Source organism: Gibbsiella quercinecans, assembly GCF_002291425.1.
GTDB lineage: Bacteria > Pseudomonadota > Gammaproteobacteria > Enterobacterales > Enterobacteriaceae > Gibbsiella > Gibbsiella quercinecans.
On the sequence record NZ_CP014136.1, the window covers coordinates 1,553,266 to 1,570,353 of the forward strand.

Below are 17,088 nucleotides of genomic sequence, written 5' to 3' on the forward strand. Positions count from 1 at the left end.
CCGTTATGAACATGCGGTAGTTATCGTCAGGCCGGTATATTCCGCCACCCAGGCTGCTTGCGCCGCCAGCTTGCCCCGCAGACGAACGATTTGTTCTCTGACCCGCGCAGGTGCAGTACCGCCCCAGGCACTACGGGCGTTAATCGCCGCTTCAAGCGTCAAACACTCACGCACATCGCCCGTCAGGCGGGGATCAACCTCGAACAATTGCCGATCGCTAAGCTGATGCAGCGCCAGTTGGTGCTGCTCGCAAATTTGCACCAACCGGCCAGTGATTTCATGGGCTTCTTTGAACGGTACGCCGCGGCGTGACAGCCAGTCCGCAACTTCCGTCGCCAGAGTAAATCCTTGCGGCGCTTGCTCGCGCAACTGGTCAACATTGACGCTCATGGTGTCAATCATGCCGGCCATGGCAGGCAGAACCAGCAACAGCTGCTCGACGGTATCCATGGCATTACGTTTATCCTCAATCAGATCGCGGTTGTAAGAGAGCGGCAACCCTTTCATGGTGCTCAACATGGCCGTCACATTGCCGATCAGTCGGCCGCTCTTACCACGCGTTAATTCGGCAATATCCGGGTTTTTCTTTTGCGGCATAATCGAGCTGCCGGTGGCGTAGCCGTCATCAAGCGCCACCCAGCGAAACTGGCGGGATGCCCACAGGCACACTTCTTCACACAAACGAGAAAGATTGACGGCTAGCATCCCGCCGGCAAACAGAAACTCCGCCACGTGATCGCGGCTGGCGACGGCATCGATTGAGTTTTCACAAGCGCCGTCATACCCCAGATCTTTCGCCGCCAATTCAGGATGCATAGCGATAGCCGATCCCGCCATAGCGGCCGCACCCAATGGGGAAAAGGCACAGCGTTTATCCCAATCCTGAATACGCTCCACATCCCGGGCAAAAGACTGGGCATGAGCCATTAACTGGTGGCCAAATACGATAGGTTGAGCCTGCTGTAAATGCGTAAAACCAGGCGCAATGCTTTCAGTGTGCCGTTCCGCCTGCGCCACTAACGCCGTTTGCAATGCCAGCAGTGCAGCAACGATTTTGCGTGCGTTGTCACGCAGGTAAAGCCGCAAATCGTTGGCGGTCTGATCGTTACGCGAGCGGCCAGCGCGCAATTTGCCGCCCAATTCTCCCAGCCGCTCGGTCAACACACGTTCAATAAAAGTATGCACATCTTCATCGTCCGGGCTGGGTTGCAGCGTGCCCCGCTGATAATCCTGCGCCAGTTGACCGATGGCCGATACCATCAGCCCCGTCTCACGTTCGTCCAACAACCCTGCGCGCTGCAGCTCATACGCATGGGCACGGCAACCTTCCAGATCATAGGCGGCGAGAGAAAAATAGGCCTCGGGGCTGCGGGACAATGCGCTTAGCGCTGCAGATGGGCCGTGTTTAAAACGCGCCCCCCAAAGGCGATCTACCGGATGTGACATAACATATTCCTTCTCTTATGGCATGGATGTTGCAACCTTTCACTGGTGACAACCGGGTTAATTTTTAGCGGCAGCAAATAAGGCACCCAAGCGATCACGCAATAACGGGACAAAAAAGATGATGCAGTTAAATTAATAATGGAGAACGTCTATGCGGGGGTAAATATTTATTATGGAAAGTCAACTTTCCAAATCCGGAAACACATCATCATGCCGAGGTGATATTAATCAGCAGACTATAGGCGTCGCAGATTTAAAGCTTCTTAAGGTATTCAAAACGGTAGTTGAGGCCGGAGGATTTACCGCAGCCTGCGGTGAGCTAAATATTGGACTAGCTGCTATCAGTAAGCAAATTTCTGATTTAGAAGTGCGTTTCGGCATGAAACTTTGCACGCGTGGGCGCGAAGGATTTTACCTTACCGATCACGGAAAAATAACCTACAGCGCATGCCTTGATTTGTTCTCATCGATTAATCAATTCCGCGACAAATTAAACAATGCACGGCATGAGTTGTTCGGCGAATTAAATATCGGCATTATTGATAACACCATTACCGACCGGCGATCGCCCGTCGTTAGCGCCCTGCGCACCATACACCGCCAGGCGCCCAAGGTTAGTGTGCGCCTACATGCTACGCAACTGGAGGAGATCGAACGCGGCGTAATCGATGGCCGATTTACCTGTGGCATTATTCCTGTCTACCAGGAAAAACCAGATTTAGATTACTTTTTCCTTTATGATGAAATCGCGTACCTGTGTTGTTCAAATCAGCATGAACTGTTCTCGCTGACGCCGGATGAATTAACCTTTGAACGCATCGAAAACGCTAGCCTGGTCAATCATTTTTATACCAACCACAGCCATAAGAATCCCGCTTTGCATTTTTCGTCATCCAATGCGATTGCCGTTCAGGTCGAAGCCGTGACCATGCTAATCCTGACAGGGAATTATATCGGTTTCTTACCCGATCATTATATTAATGGTTTCACTGCCGATGGAGAAATTAAAGCTTTGCTACCAGATGCCATTAGCGTTAAGACACCCATTAATCTTGTGGTAAAACGCGGTACAGCGCTAAATTCGGTGGTTAAATTATTCCTCAATGCATTGAAAGATAGGCCATCAACCGCTGCACCAGTGGAAGCGAATCACTGACTTGCCTCACGGCGCACCAACAGGTGCACCGTGAATAAACATCCGATGCAAAACAGTGCAACCCCGTATCCCCCAGCTTCCCGCTGGGGCAAGGTGAGCTGTACTGTCAGGAGCGCCCTTCGTAACCATCGTAGTAGGCCGCGATGGCTTCATTCATCAGGATATTCTTTTGCTTTTGTGAATCGCTGGGGCTGTATTCGGTATTGATAAAGTGCTGTTTTCTTTCCCACATTTTGGCAAACTCTGGGCTGCGAAAATAATTTTCTTTCTCCTTTGCCTGCTGCGGCGTTAATCCGTTGGCGCGGTCTTTTTTACCCTCTTGGTAAAACTGATCAAAAAATGGCACGCTCATGCGAATCGTATCCGTAATTAGCGTCCTGGAATTGGGATCAAAATGATCGCTGTCTATCTGATAGATGGCATGTTTGGCATGCCGTTCCGGGCTGCTGGTTTGCGTGGTGCAGGCACACAGCAATGCTGCTGCCAGTAACAAGGTGAGGTTATAACTTGTGTTATTCATTTTTATCCCTAAATAAAAACCATTATCTCCTGGAACATACGTTTTACTGCGCAGGCTAACCGCCTGTAACTCAACAACGTCAGAGATATCTTTGATATGAAAAAACCACATCCCCAGTGATGCGGCTTTATATTTCAGTACAAGTGGAAAATATTCGCTCATCAAGAAAAATAAAATTCCACACGGGAAATATTATATACATATCGCCAAACAACGAATACTGCGTTAATCCCTTTTTGATTATTTTAAAGTAAGCCGAAAACAAACCGGCTGGAATCATCATGAAGCGCTCAAACGGCAGAATGCGCCGCCACGGTGCATTCTGCCGTGCTTTGCCACAAAACCCCTTGGTACACCGGCATAGCAGGCTGGCACGGATATTGCTGCACTATGGCATGACCGATTTCATTGCCAAGGGATGTATCGCAGGCCATGCCGCCAAACACGATCAAGAGCGTCTGCCCTTACTGTGGGGTAGGCTGCGGCATCATTATCGACGTCGCAGACAACCGAGCCATCAAGGTAACGGGTAACAAGCTGCATCCCACTAATTTTGGCCGGCTGTGCACCAAGGGCAGCACCTGCACCCAGGCCATTGCGGGCAGCGGGCGGCTTGAACACGCCTACCTGCGCAACGAGCACCAGCATGAGCCGGTGAAAGTGGCGATGCGCCACGCCATCACGGAAACCGCCCGCCGCCTGCGCGCCATTATCGATACCCACGGCCCGGATGCGGTGGCGATGTATGTCTCTGGCCAAATGTCGCTGGAAGCCCAGTATCTGGCCAATAAGCTGATCAAAGGCTTTATCGGCACCAACAACATTGAATCCAATTCGCGCCTGTGTATGGCCAGCGCCGGCAGCGGCTATAAACTTTCGTTAGGTGCGGACGGGCCGCCGGGTTCCTACCAGGATTTCGATCGGGCCGATGTGTTCTTCGTGATTGGCGCCAACATGGCCGACTGCCACCCTATCCTGTTCCTGCGAATGATGGACAGGGTGAAGGCCGGCGCAAAACTGATCGTGGTGGATCCGCGCCGTAACACCACGGCAGACAAAGCCCAGCTGTTTTTGCAGATCAAGCCCGGCACCGATCTGGCCCTGCTCAACGGCCTGCTGCACCTGCTGGTGAAGAACGGCCATACCGATGATGATTTTATCGCCCGCTATACCGAAGGCTGGGAGGCAATGCCCGCTTTCCTGGAAGACTACCCGCCGGATAAAGTGGCCGCGATCACCGGCCTGGCGGAGGCCGATATCCGCCAGGCGGCGGAGTGGATCGGTGCGGCGCCGGAATGGATGAGCTGCTGGACCATGGGGCTGAATCAAAGCACCCACGGCACCTGGAATACCAACGCCATCTGTAACCTGCACCTTGCCACCGGCGCCATATGCCGCCCCGGCAGCGGCCCCTTTTCGCTCACCGGGCAGCCCAACGCCATGGGCGGGCGGGAAATGGGCTATATGGGGCCGGGCCTGCCCGGCCAGCGCTCGGTATTGGCCGAGCAGGATCGCGCTTTTATCGAAGAACTGTGGGGCATCCCCAGCGGAACGCTGCGCACCGACAGCGGCGGCGGCACCATTACCCTGTTCCAGGATATGCAACAGGGCAAAATCAAGGCCTGCTGGATCATCTGCACCAACCCCGTCGCCACCGTGCCCAACCGGAAAAATGTTATCGCCGGCCTGCAGGCGGCGGAGCTGGTCATCACCCAGGACGCGTTTCTGGATACCGAAACCAACCGCTACGCCGATATTCTGCTGCCTGGCGCACTGTGGGCCGAAGCCGAAGGTGTGATGATCAACTCCGAACGCAACCTGACGCTGATGCAAAAAGCCATCGATCCGCCCGGCGACGCCATGCCGGACTGGCAAATCATCGCCGAGATCGCCTGTGAGATGGGTTACCGCGCCGCGTTTAGCTATGCCGATGCATCAGCGGTTTTCGAGGAGATCAAACGCACCTGGAACCCGAAAACCGGCTATGACATTCGCGGCGCCAGCTACGCCAGGCTGCGCGAAACCCCGTTGCAGTGGCCCTGCCCACCGGATGACGAGCAGGACCGGCACCCGATACGCTATCTGAATACCGGCGTCAGCCAAACGCTGAAGGTGAGTGAAACGGGCGAACGCCCAAACATCGTGTTCGCCACCGCCAGCGGCAAAGGCGTTTTTCTGCCGCGCCCCCACATGTCGCCGGCGGAAATGCCGGATGCGGATTTTACCTTTGTGCTGAACACCGGCCGCCTGCAGCACCAGTGGCACACGCTGACCAAAACCGGGAAAATCCCGACGCTGAACAAGCTCAACCCCGGCCCGTTTGTTGAGATTCACCCTGAAGACGCCACGGCGCTCGGCATTCACGATAAAGACCCGGTGGCGATTACTTCGCGCCGCGGGCGGTCGGTGCTGCCCGCCGTCGTCACCGACCGGGTACGCCCCGGCAACTGTTTTGCCCCCTTTCACTGGAACGATGTCTTTGGTAAGGAGCTGGCGATCAATGCGGTAACCAGCGATGCCATCGATCCCCTGTCGCTCCAGCCTGAATTCAAGTTCTGCGCCGTGGCCCTGACGCGCGTTGCAGAAAAACCGTCAACCCCCAATCCGGACAGCGAGAACAATGGCGTTCTTGCGGCCAACCACCAGGCAAGTGCCAGCGCAGGCACATCGGAGAATCAAACCAGAGTCCTCGATATGAAACACATCGACGCGCTGGCCACGCTTCTCGGCCTTGATACTGCGCCCGCCGTCTCGCTTGAGACGCAGGAAAAAATTTATCTCCAGGGTTACCTGGCCGCGCTGCGCACCGATGCCGCCCGCCAGGCCGGCGGCGTGCCGGTGTTGCCTGCAACCGCGCCGTTCGAACCCACCAAACGGCTATTGGTCGACGGCATGCTGGCCGGCCTGTTCGCCCGCACTTGGCTGGCTGGGGACAACAACGCCGGCGCAACAGCCTTGCCGTCTCCGGCGGAAAGCACAGCCGGCAGCACACCGGCCATCACCCTGCTTTGGGCTTCGCAAACCGGCAATGCGGAAGAATTTGCCGGGCAATGCGCAGCGAAACTTAAGGCGGCGGGCCACCAGGTGACCTTAGCCGACATGGGCGACGCACAGCCGGGTGATCTGGCCGCCGCTTCGCAACTGCTGCTGATCACCAGCACCTTCGGCGATGGCGATCCGCCGGACAACGGCAGCGCGCTCTGGGCCGCCTTGCAGGCCGACAGCGCCCCACAGCTGGAAAACACGGCCTTCGCCGTACTGGCGTTTGGCGATTCAAGTTACGATCAGTTCTGCGGCTTTGGCCGCAAACTGGATGAGCGGCTGGCCGCGCTGGGGGCACAGCGCTTGCTGGCGCGCACCGATTGCGAGCCTGACTATCAGACCACCGCCAACGCCTGGCTGGCTAGCCTGCTTCCGGTGTTGGCGAACGTTACTCAGGCCGAAATGGCGCTCGCCACAGCCACGCCGGCCCCGGTTGCCGACTGCGCCCCGGCGGCGGATACGGCGGTCCCGGCCGCCGGCTTCAGCCGCAACGCCCCGCTGCATAGCCGGTTGATGACAAACCGCCTGCTGAACGCGCCCGGTGCAGAAAAAGAAACTCGCCAGTACGCTTTCGATTTAACCGACAGCGGCCTGCGCTATGAAGCGGGCGATGCACTGGGCGTTTGGCCACGCAACTGCCCGGCGCTGGTTGATGAACTGCTGGCCGCCATGCGCCTTGCTCCCAATACGTTGATCAGCGTGGCGGATCGCGGCGAGATGCCGTTGGCGCAAGCGTTGGAAAATCATCTGGATATCGCGCGCATCACCCCCGATATCCTGCAGTTCGTCAAAGAGCGTGCCGGCAGCGATTGGCTGGCCGCGCTGCTGCATGAGGATCAAAAAGAGGCGCTGAAGCAGTGGCTGTGGGGGCGGCAGATCGTCGATCTGCTCCAGACCTGCCCGGTGCAGGCCAGCGCTACCGAGTGGCTGACGGTGTTGAAACGGCTGCAGCCGCGGCTGTATTCGATTGCTTCTAGCCCCAAAGCGACGCCGGATCAGGTGCATTTAACCGTCTCGACCGTCCGTTACGGCCAGGGGGATAAACGCCGCGGCGGGGTATGCTCCACTTTCCTGGCCGACCGTGCGGCGCAGGCCGAGATCCCCATCTTCGTGCAGAAGTCCGTGCATTTTAAACCGCCCACCGCCCTGGATGCACCGATGATCATGGTCGGCCCCGGCACCGGCGTCGCCCCATTCCGCGCCTTCCTGCAGGAGCGCCAGGCCACCGGTGCAACCGGCAAAAACTGGCTATTCTTTGGCGAACAGCGCGCCAAAACGGATTTCTACTACCAGGAGGAGTTTGCCGCACTGCAGCAAAACGGTTATCTGCACCGGCTGGAGACGGCGTTCTCTCGCGATCAGCAGGAGAAAATCTACGTTCAGCACCGGATGCTGGAGCACGGCGCCGAGCTGTGGGCGTGGCTGCAACAGGGGGCGTATTTTTATGTCTGCGGTGATGCCGGGCGCATGGCCAAAGACGTGGACGCCGCGCTGCGCCAGGTGGTGCAGGAACACGGCGGCATGAAGGCGGAAGCCGCCGCGGAGTGGGTCACACGGCTGGCGCAGGAAAAGCGCTACGTGCGGGATGTTTATTAGACGGCCTCTGCCACTCGACAAAGAATGTCGGTGAAACAGTATTTGTAACCCACCGTGTAAGTGGAATTGCCTTAATCGTATCGAGTTCCTTTGCGGCAATAGTGGCTGGCAATTGTCAGGGCCGAAGGCCTGTATGAACCGGGCACATGGGTAACACTTTACACCGGGCACATGGGTAACAGGTTATAACTGGCACAGTTAACGAGATAGGGAGGTTTACTGTGCCTTGGCCTGAGAGTGTTACCATGCAACGTTTGCAATTTGTCACCGCTTGTCTGAAGGGCGATACTTCTGTCGCTGAGCTATGCCGCCGTTTCAACATTAGTCGCAAAACTGGCTATAAGTGGCTGTCCCGATTTTCTCCTGATGATATTTCCTCTCTTTCTGACCATTCCCGAGCTCGCCATCATCAACTTTCCATACCGCTGCCAACGGTGGAATTGCTTCTTGAGAAGAAACAGCAGCACCCTACATGGGGCCCGGAAAAGATAAGACAATTACTTTTGAATATGGATGTTTCGGATGTGCCCGCTGCCAGTACTATTGGGGGCATATTTAAGATCCATGGCCTGACAAAAAAACGTAATCGATTGAAATACAAACCCAAACGGTCTTATGTGCTCCATAAGATAAACCAGCCAAATGATGTCTGGAGCGCGGATTTCAAAGGCAAGTTCACCCATACAACCGGACGTTGGTGTCATCCTTTCACACTGACGGATAACTACAGCAGAATGGTACTTGCCTGTGATGCCACGTATTTACCCGATGGGAAATTTGTCATTCCCTGCCTCGAGCGAGTCTTCCACGAATGTGGTTTGCCCCAGGTTCTACGCACCGATAACGGTCCACCTTTTGCCGGTGCCGGGCTGTGGGGATTAAGCCAGATGTCTATCTGGCTAATCAAATGTGGTGTTACTCCCGAGCGAATTCGCCCAGGGAAACCGACAGAGAATGGACGTCATGAAAGAATGCACAGAACAATGAAAGAGGGAATGAAACAGTGTCATAAATTTGCCTCTCTGGAGGAACAACAGACATGGCTAAACACATGGAGAAAAGAATTTAATGAAGTTCGGCCACATAAGGCTCTGGGAGGAAAAACGCCCCAATCAGTCTGGTGTCCTTCCCCCCGGATTTATACTGGGGCACAAAAGGAGATGCCGGTACCAAAGGGGGCGAAGTTACTGCGTGTGGAAGTGAAAGGTGATTTATGGTTCAACGGCCGACGAATCTTCCTATCGGAGGCCCTCAGGTATGAATGGGTGTGGATGAAAGAAGTTGACGATGACACGGACGAAATAGGGTTCGGGGAGTTGGTATTGGCCCGGTACGATAGACAGAACCATCGTATAATCCGGGCTGATTAAAGAATAAATGCGTTACCTATGAGGCTGGTCAGATCTGTAACCTATGTGCCCGGTTCATACAGCCTACGGCCCCTTACTCGGGCGCGGGCTACGGTGTTGCAAAAAGCCACGATATTATGGCGACCGAAACCCTCCCCGACCTCAACAAAAAACGTTGCCGCCCCACCCCGCTACCACCAGCGAAAAACTTAGTCCACGCCATTCAAATTGCTAACAGAATCGCGAATACGCAACTCCGTGGCAAAATCATACGAATCCATCGCCTCAACGCTCACCCCAATACGCCGCAACAACAACGTAGCCGCCGCCCGGCCCATCTCCCGGCCGGGTTGGCGTACCGTAGTCAGCGGCGGATGCATATGGCTGGCCTGGGCAATATCATCGAACCCCGTCACGCTAATATCCTCCGGAACGCGCACATGCTGCTGCTCGCAATAGCGGATAAAGCCCATCGCCATCAGATCGTTGGCGCACATCACCACGGTAGGGCGCTGTTCCACCGGCATCGCCAGCAAGGTTTGTGCCGCATAATGGCCGGCGGCCTCGGTGTAATCACCACGGATAAACGGCACCGAATCCGGCGCGATATTCGCCTCGACAAACGCCTCGCGGAACCCGGCCAGCCGTTGCTCGCTGGTCCACATCCCCTGTGGGCCGCTGACGATAAACAACCGCCGGTGCCCCTGCGCCAACACATAGCGCGCCAACTCGCGCGCGCCGTTCAGATTCTGCGAGCTGACAAACGGGATATCAACGCCGGGCAGGCATTCATCGACAAACACCACGGCATTTTTATCCGCCAGTTCCAGCAGCGAAGGGCTGGGCAGCCCGGTGCCGGATAAATAGATCACACCGTTCAGCCTTTGCGTGCGCAGCACCTTGGCGTAATACGCCTCCCGCTGCTTATCCGACCAAGTGATGCACATCACCAGCAGGCAGTCGAGATGATCCAGCACGCTCTGTATCCCTTCGGCGATGTCGGTAAAAAAGGCGTTGCTCAGATCGGGAACGATAAGACCAATGGAAGAGATGCGCTGATACTTCAGCCCACGGGCGGCGCTGTTGGGTTCGAAGTTGAGTTCGGCGATGCAACGCAGCACCCGCTCGCGCGTGGCCGGCGCAACCGGCCGTTGGTTGTTATTGATTACGGCGCTGACGGTACCGACGGAAACCCCAGCCAAACGCGCCACGTCACGAATGGTGCATTTTGCCTTGGGTTGCGGGGTAACTTCCTCTGTCATGAAAAATCCTGTGTGCGGTCAGTAGAAAGACGACATTATACACAGCGCCCGGCGTGGGGCAGGACTGACCTGGGGTTGGATGTGGTTCGCCGGCGCCGGGAGGTTAATCGCGATATCGCGCCCAGAAGCGGGCCCGTGACGAAGTGCGCCATGGCGTAACAAGGTATTCCAGCAGCATCACCAGCATAAAACTGAACACGCCAAGCAGGGCCAAAAAGGCAATGGCGGCGAACGTACCCGCCGTATTCAGCCGCGAGTTGGCCTGCAGAAGATACGCCCCCAACCCGCCGCTGGTAGATGCCGTCCATTCGCCGATCACCGCGCCGGTAACGCTGAAGGTGGCCGACAGTTTCAGCGCCGAAAACAGCGGCGTGTAGGTTGCCGGCAGCTTAACGTAGCGGAACACCGCCAGGCGCGAGCCGCCCATGGATTTCACCAGGTTCAGCATATCGTGATCGACCGAGTTCAGGCCGTCCAGCACGTTAACCACCACCGGGAAGAAGACCACCAGCGCCACGATCACCAGCTTGGGCGCCAGGCCAAAACCCAGCCAAATGGTGAGCGCGGCGGCAATGGCGATCACCGGCACCGCCTGGCTGGCGATCAGGATCGGGTACAGCACGCTGCGCACCGACCGGCTGCTGTCCATCAAAACGGCGAACAGGAAACCGGCGCCGGCGCCAAGGCAAAAGCCGAGCATAAACGTGGTGAAGGTGCCAGCGAAACCCTGCCAGAGCACAGCCCAATCGGCCCAAATATGCTGCCAGGTCATGGCCGGCGAGGGCAGCACATACGCCGGGATAGCATAAAAACGCACCAGCGCGCCCCAAACCAACACCACCAAAACCAGTGCGACGCAGGGCCCCAGAACAGCCAACAGCAGTTTTTTTGGGCTACGCATCGGTGCTGGCCCCCTGCCCGGCAAAGATAAGTTGCAGAATGTCTTTTTTCAACGCGCTGAATCTACTACTGGTTAAGCTGGCCATGGTTCTTGGCCGCGCAATACCCACCGGCAACACAGTCTGTATTTTGCCCGGCCGCGGCGACATCACCACCACGCGATCGGCCAGGTAAATGGCTTCGTCGATGTCGTGAGTGACGAAAATCACCGTGCGGCGCTGTTCCTGCCAAACCTGCAGCAACCATTGCTGCATCGACAGCCGGGTTTGCGAATCAAGCGCGCCAAAAGGTTCGTCCAACAGAATTACGTCGTGCCGCATGGCAAGGGTGCGCATCAGGGCGACGCGCTGGCGCATACCGCCGGACAGGGCGGCCGGGTAGTGGTTGATGAACTCGCCCAGGCCGTAGCGCTGCGCCAACCGTGCGCCTTCGATCCGCTGCGCGCGGCTGGCGCCGCCTTTCAGCGTCGCGCCGAGCACAATGTTCTCGAGCACCGTCATCCAGGGCAGCAGCAGATCTTTTTGCAGCATATAGCCCACGTGCCCCGCCTGCCCGGTGATGTTCTGATTATCAATCAGGATTTGCCCGTCATCCGGCGCCAGCACGCCGGAGATCAGGTTGAACAAGGTGCTTTTGCCGCAGCCGGAAGGGCCGACAATACAAATAAACTCACCGGTGCCGACGTCCAAATCTGTGGGCGCCAGCGCCGTCATCGTGCCGAAACGTTTGGTCACCTGCCGAATTGACAGCTTAGGCGCAGGCATAGCTTTCCTCATCATGCACCGTGTGGTGAAGTCTTAGGGCCTACAGAACGGTGCAGCAATCCCGGCCAAACCACACGACGTCTTCCACTTTAACCGCCATCTCATCACGCAGCGCAAACGGCTCGATGGCCCAGGCACCCCACATTGGGCTGGCGTTGTCGGCATCGATAAAACCGTGGGTATAGGCGGCCCCGGCGCTAAGGGAGTGGCCGATGTTGCCCAGTAAATCCAGTAAGATAAAACCTTCGGCGGCTAAACGCTCAGCGGTCATGGCAAACAGTTCATTGGCCGGCATGCCCGGCCGGCAACGGCTAAGCATGGCATGATGAATCGCTTGCAAATCGTTCAACGTAGCCTGCGCCTGCGGCGCATCGCCGACGATGGCCGTGCGCGTGCAGTCCCCCCAAAAGCCCTCTTGCGTAATCGGGTGGACATCGATAATCACAATATCCTGCTCGGCGGCGATCTGTTCGCCGGGGCCTTGCGTGGGGAAACAAACCCGGGCGTTTTCCCCGGCGCCGACGGTGGTGATCGTCCAGACCCCGGTTGCGCCGTGCCGGTGCAGATACCCATGCACCTGTTGTTCTATTTCCGCTTCGCTGATCCCCGCTTTAGCCACGCTGACGCCGAACTGTGCCGCCGCCCGCGCCAACGCCTGTGCTCGGCACAGGCCCGGCGGCGCGCTGGGCGCGACATCCGGCCCCGGCCGATAGGCCCAGGCGGGTTTCATCGAAAACGAAGCAGCCATAAAGGGTTCCCTGGTGTTGGTGTATTTGGTGTTTTAAACGTAATAAATCTGATTAATTATTCTGGTAAATACTTATTCGTGAAGTACTGCTCTGCCGGCAGCGTTTCTTTCATGATTTTTTGTGCCTGTACGGCAGTTAACAATGCATTCCAGCTATCAATATTTTGCGCCAGCGCAGCGCTATTGACCGGTGACAGCAGCGGCGTGGTGTCGTGCCACTGTTGCCGGATAAACGCTTCGTCATACGCTTTGCTGTAGGTTTTGGTGAAGGCGTTAACGGCCTCATCCGGATGATCGACAGCGTAAGCGATGCTTTTTAACGTGGCGCGCATAAACGCCTTGGCCAACTGCGGGTTTTGCTCAAGCCACTTTTGGTTGCCGGCCAGCATCAGCACCGGTGCGTTCGGCACGCCATTATCAATGGCCGGGATGAACTCCGTTTGCATATTGCCCGCGGTAACCATCCCGGTGCCTTCGGCGTTGGTCAGGCCGGTAATGGCGTCCACCCGTTTTTGCAGCAGCAGCGGCACGGTATCATCAGACGCGATCACGATGTTGACATCGTTCAGGCTCAGCCCGGCGTGCTGCAACATCATCACCAGTTGCGCCTGTGTCCAGGCATCGTTATAAGCGCCGATGGTTTTACCTTTCAGCTCCGCCACGGTGTACTTTTTCCCCTGCGGCGTGATGATGCCCCAGTTATTGTTTTTGCCGTAGCGGGCAATGGAGACAACCGGTGCCCCCTGCTCTTTGGCGAAAACAATGTCCATCACGGTGGTGAAGGCAACGTCCGCCCGGCCGGTGCCCAGATACTTCATGGTATCGGCAACCGTCGGTGGCGTGACGATGTTCAGATCGATGCCTTCATCCGCGTAGAAACCTTTGTCTTTCCCCAGGATCCAAGGGATCCAGAATCCATCCGCTACCGGCCATTCCTGAACGAAGGTAACCGGCGCCAATGTGCGGGGGGCTGCCGATACCATCGGCACCGTGACATTAGAAAAAATAACGCTTCCTATCACAGCGACACCGCACAACCATAAACGCCCTTTCATCCTTGCAATCCTGTTTTTCTGTTGATAAAACTGCTGAACCCGGCAATATTGAACCGGTTCAATCCTTCATGTCAAATATATTTACCCCACATCCTATTCATTGAATATCAATAATAAATTCATTGATAGTTGTAATCAAAACGGTTCATTTTGTATGTTTATTTTTAAGCACCCGGCGGCAGGAATTTTTCCGGCCAAAAGCGCACTCTACAGATAAAAATGGTGAATATAAGCGGGAAATACGTCAGATAACCCTTCAACACCTCTCATCTATTAACCGCTTTATAACATTCACGGCGCGGCCGCTAACACGGATGCGCCCACTCACAGCGCCAACCCGTTTATGCCATCCATTCACACTGCGCCCGTCAGCGGGCCATCGCCTATTCCAGTTAAAATATAAACAAATCATTAATAGTTATTTGTGTTGTTTAACTACCGCGCATTAATTTTAACAATTCGGCGACGATCCTGGCTGCACCACGCCAATAACAAAAACCGGCTACGCAGGCGGGCGGCGGAAAACCTCTAAGACCGACGAAAAACACTGACTTTGCTTTAATCAACCTCGGGGAAAAATATGCGATTCACGCACCGGCTATACCCTATCTCACTGGCAGCGCTGCTTTTTGTGCTGGCGCCACTGCAGGCGCTGGCGGAAAATCTGAAAGAAATCCGGCTGGACTTTGCCTATTATTCGCCGGAAAGCCTGGTGGTGAAGAAAAACCATTGGCTTGAAGATACCTTCAACCCCAAGGGCACCCAGGTGCGCTGGGTACTGTCCCGCGGCTCCAACAACTCACTGGAGTTCCTCAACGGCGGCTCGACCGACTTTGCGCTAACCTCCAGCATCTCCGCGTTTGTCAGCCGCGCCAATGGGCAACCGGTGAAAGCGGTTTACAGTTACCTCTGGTACGTGCCCAGCATTTTGCTGGTGCAGAAGGATTCACCGCTGAAAACGGTTACGGACCTGAAAGGAAAGAAAATTGCCGCCACCAAAGGCACCGACCCTTACTTTTTCCTGCTGCGCGCGCTGGACGCCAACCACCTGAAGCCCAGTGACGTGAGCATCGTTCACCTGCAACACCCTGATGGACGCACGGCATTGGAACAAGGGCGCGTCGACGCCTGGGCCGGGCTGGATCCCCATCTGGCGGCGGCCCAGCTTGCCGGGGCGAAAACGCTGTATGAAAACCCGGCCTTTGGCGTTGCCGCTTTCCTGAATACCCAGGAAGCCTTCCTGAAAGCACACCCCGATGCGGTTTCGGCCGTTATTCAGGCCTATGACAAGGCGCGCCGCTGGATCATCGCCAACCCGGATGCAGCAGTAAAACTGATTGCCGCTGAAACCCAACTGCCGGAAGACGTGATTGCGCTACAACTGGGCCGTTATGACTTTACCCAGCCCTTGCCGGGGCAAAAGCACCTGGATGCCATCAAGGCAGTGATCCCGCTGCTGCAGGCCGATCGGGTGATACGCACCGGCGCAGACACCGATACGGCGCTAAATACCCTGATCGACAGCGCCCTGGCCAAGCCGATCGTTGAGGAAAAATAGCATGACCTGCGATATCACCCCCAATGAAAGAACAGTGACTGGCGCCACCGTAAAACTGGGCGCCCCCCCGCAGCGGCCCAGAGGCTATTATCGCCATCTGCGCGGGTTCTTACTGCCGATTGCTTTGTTGTTGGCGGTGGAAGGCATTGTGCGCATTGGCTGGGTGCCGGCCTATGTGATGCCGCCGCCGAGCGAAATCTGGCTAAGCTTTGCCGAACTGGCCCAAGGCCCGCTTTGGCAGCATATTCTGGCCAGTTCCCTGCGCGTGCTCACCGGCTTTACGCTAGGCGCCGGCCTAGCACTGTTACTCGGTGCGCTGGTCGGGTTAAGCAAAGTGCTGGAAGCCTACCTTGATCCGATGTTCCAGGCGCTGCGGGCGGTGCCAAGCCTGGCGTGGGTGCCGCTGTTGCTGATCTGGCTCGGGATAGACGAAGGCGCCAAGATCACCCTGATCGCCATCGGCTCGTTCTTCCCGGTCTATCTGAACCTGGTCGCCGGTGTGCGCAATGTGGATCGCAAGCTGGTCGAAGTGGGCACCCTGTACGGTTTTTCCAAAATCAGGCTGGTGCGCCGGATCATTATCCCGGCCGCCCAGCCGTACCTCTTCACCGGCCTGCGCGCGGGGCTGTCTATGGCCTGGCTGTGCGTGGTGGCGGCGGAACTGCTGGCGGCCACCCAGGGTATTGGCTACCTGCTCACCGACGGGCGGGAAACCTCCCGGCCGGATCTGGTGCTGGTCGCCATTATTACCCTGGCCCTGATGGGCAAGATAACCGACAGCCTGCTCAAATCATTAGAAACCAAGGCCCTGTCCTGGCGCGACGGTTACGCCGGTGAGGAGTGATCATGAGTACCCTGTTACGCCTTGAAAACATCAAAAAAACCTACAACCAGCGCACCGTGTTGAGCAACGTCAGCATTGAACTGCGGGCGGGGGAAGTGATCAGCCTGATCGGCCCCAGCGGCTGCGGCAAAAGCACCCTGCTACGGATTGCCGCCGGGTTGGATCGCGCCTTTCACGGCAGCCTGGACATCGCCCACGCCGCGGCGGGGAACGCCAAAAACGCCATCGGCGTGGTGTTCCAGGAGCCGCGCCTGATGCCGTGGCTGACGGTGGCGCAAAACGTCGGGTTTGAAGACGGCAACAACGCCGATAGCCAGTGGGTAAACCAGCTGATTGCCGACGTCGGCCTGGCCGGGCATGAGCACGCCCTGCCCAAACAGCTTTCCGGCGGCCAGGCCCAGCGGGTGGCGATTGCCCGCGGCCTTTACAGCAAGCCGCAGGTACTGCTGATGGATGAGCCTTTTAGCGCCGTCGATGCCTTCACCCGCATGCATTTGCAAGAGCTGGTGGAACAACTGGCCCGCCAGTACCACATTGCCCTGCTGCTGGTCACGCACGATCTGGATGAAGCTTTTTACCTAAGCGATCGCGTGCTGATCCTGGGCGGCACCCCCGGGCATATCATCCAGGAGGTCAACGTGGCCGTCGCCAGGCCGCGCGATCGGCGCGACGATCAATTAGCCCATCTGAAAGCCGGGGCGCTCACGGAGCTGATTAAAATCCACGCCTGATACCGCTGGAGCGACGGCGGGTATATTCACAGAGTGACTATAGAAAGCTTATAAAAGTATTTGATTCGGGCAACGCGGGAGCACACTATCATAGCTATAACCTAATGAATTCATCCA

At 56.7% G+C, this 17,088-nt stretch carries 13 protein-coding genes; 6 read left to right on the plus strand and 7 right to left on the minus strand.

All coding sequences use genetic code 11. The annotated features are described in order from the left end of the window. Positions 1–3 precede the first annotated feature (3 nt). Positions 4–1,446, minus strand: a complete 1,443-nt coding sequence (gene argH, locus ACN28Q_RS07215) for an argininosuccinate lyase (protein ID WP_095845725.1) — start codon at positions 1,444–1,446, stop codon at positions 4–6. A gap of 172 nt (positions 1,447–1,618) precedes the next feature. Between argH and ACN28Q_RS07220 the strand changes: the two genes are divergently transcribed. Next, the gene (locus ACN28Q_RS07220) at positions 1,619–2,602 is read left to right on the plus strand and encodes a LysR family transcriptional regulator (protein WP_095845726.1); all 984 of its coding nucleotides are present in this window, start codon (positions 1,619–1,621) and stop codon (positions 2,600–2,602) included. Positions 2,603–2,708: 106 nt separating this feature from the next. On the opposite strand, the gene ACN28Q_RS07225 is transcribed toward ACN28Q_RS07220, so the two are convergent. Further along, positions 2,709–3,284, minus strand: coding sequence for an Exc2 family lipoprotein (locus tag ACN28Q_RS07225; RefSeq protein WP_230469585.1), 576 nt, complete (start codon positions 3,282–3,284; stop codon positions 2,709–2,711). A gap of 270 nt (positions 3,285–3,554) precedes the next feature. On the opposite strand from ACN28Q_RS07225, the gene ACN28Q_RS07230 reads away from it, so the two are divergent. Further along, on the plus strand, positions 3,555–7,760 hold the full coding sequence (locus tag ACN28Q_RS07230) for a sulfite reductase subunit alpha (protein WP_095845727.1): 4,206 nt from the start codon (positions 3,555–3,557) through the stop codon (positions 7,758–7,760). 221 nt (positions 7,761–7,981) lie between these two features. Next, positions 7,982–9,130 (plus strand): integrase core domain-containing protein, encoded by a 1,149-nt coding sequence (locus tag ACN28Q_RS07235; protein WP_095845103.1) that lies wholly within the window; start codon positions 7,982–7,984, stop codon positions 9,128–9,130. 188 nt (positions 9,131–9,318) lie between these two features. Here the strand turns inward: ACN28Q_RS07235 and ACN28Q_RS07240 are convergent, their stop codons facing one another. From ACN28Q_RS07240 to ACN28Q_RS07260, 5 genes are all read right to left on the minus strand, one after another. Then, positions 9,319–10,371, minus strand: a complete 1,053-nt coding sequence (locus ACN28Q_RS07240) for a LacI family DNA-binding transcriptional regulator (RefSeq protein WP_095845728.1) — start codon at positions 10,369–10,371, stop codon at positions 9,319–9,321. A 103-nt stretch (positions 10,372–10,474) separates the two neighbouring features. Continuing rightward, a complete protein-coding gene (locus ACN28Q_RS07245; RefSeq protein ID WP_095845729.1) occupies positions 10,475–11,272 on the minus strand; it encodes an ABC transporter permease in 798 nt (265 codons plus the stop codon). Continuing rightward, complete coding sequence (locus ACN28Q_RS07250) at positions 11,265–12,035, minus strand: ABC transporter ATP-binding protein (protein ID WP_095845730.1); 771 nt, start codon at positions 12,033–12,035, stop codon at positions 11,265–11,267. Before ACN28Q_RS07250 ends, ACN28Q_RS07245 begins: the two co-directional genes overlap by 8 nt. Positions 12,036–12,075: 40 nt before the next feature. Continuing rightward, on the minus strand, positions 12,076–12,783 hold the full coding sequence (locus ACN28Q_RS07255) for a M24 family metallopeptidase (RefSeq protein ID WP_095845731.1): 708 nt from the start codon (positions 12,781–12,783) through the stop codon (positions 12,076–12,078). A gap of 56 nt (positions 12,784–12,839) precedes the next feature. Beyond that, complete coding sequence (locus ACN28Q_RS07260) at positions 12,840–13,766, minus strand: ABC transporter substrate-binding protein (RefSeq protein WP_230469448.1); 927 nt, start codon at positions 13,764–13,766, stop codon at positions 12,840–12,842. Positions 13,767–14,418: 652 nt separating this feature from the next. On the opposite strand from ACN28Q_RS07260, the gene ACN28Q_RS07265 reads away from it, so the two are divergent. From ACN28Q_RS07265 to ACN28Q_RS07275, 3 genes are read left to right on the plus strand one after another with little or no spacing between them, the layout of a single operon-like run. After that, entirely contained in the window at positions 14,419–15,396 is a 978-nt protein-coding gene (locus ACN28Q_RS07265; protein ID WP_095845733.1) for an aliphatic sulfonate ABC transporter substrate-binding protein, read from the plus strand. 1 nt (position 15,397) lies between these two features. Further along, positions 15,398–16,240, plus strand: a complete 843-nt coding sequence (locus tag ACN28Q_RS07270; protein ID WP_095845734.1) for an ABC transporter permease — start codon at positions 15,398–15,400, stop codon at positions 16,238–16,240. 2 nt (positions 16,241–16,242) lie between these two features. After that, positions 16,243–16,971: an ABC transporter ATP-binding protein gene (locus ACN28Q_RS07275; protein ID WP_095845735.1), complete on the plus strand. Its 729-nt coding sequence runs from the start codon at positions 16,243–16,245 to the stop codon at positions 16,969–16,971. The last annotated feature ends 117 nt before the right edge of the window (positions 16,972–17,088 follow it).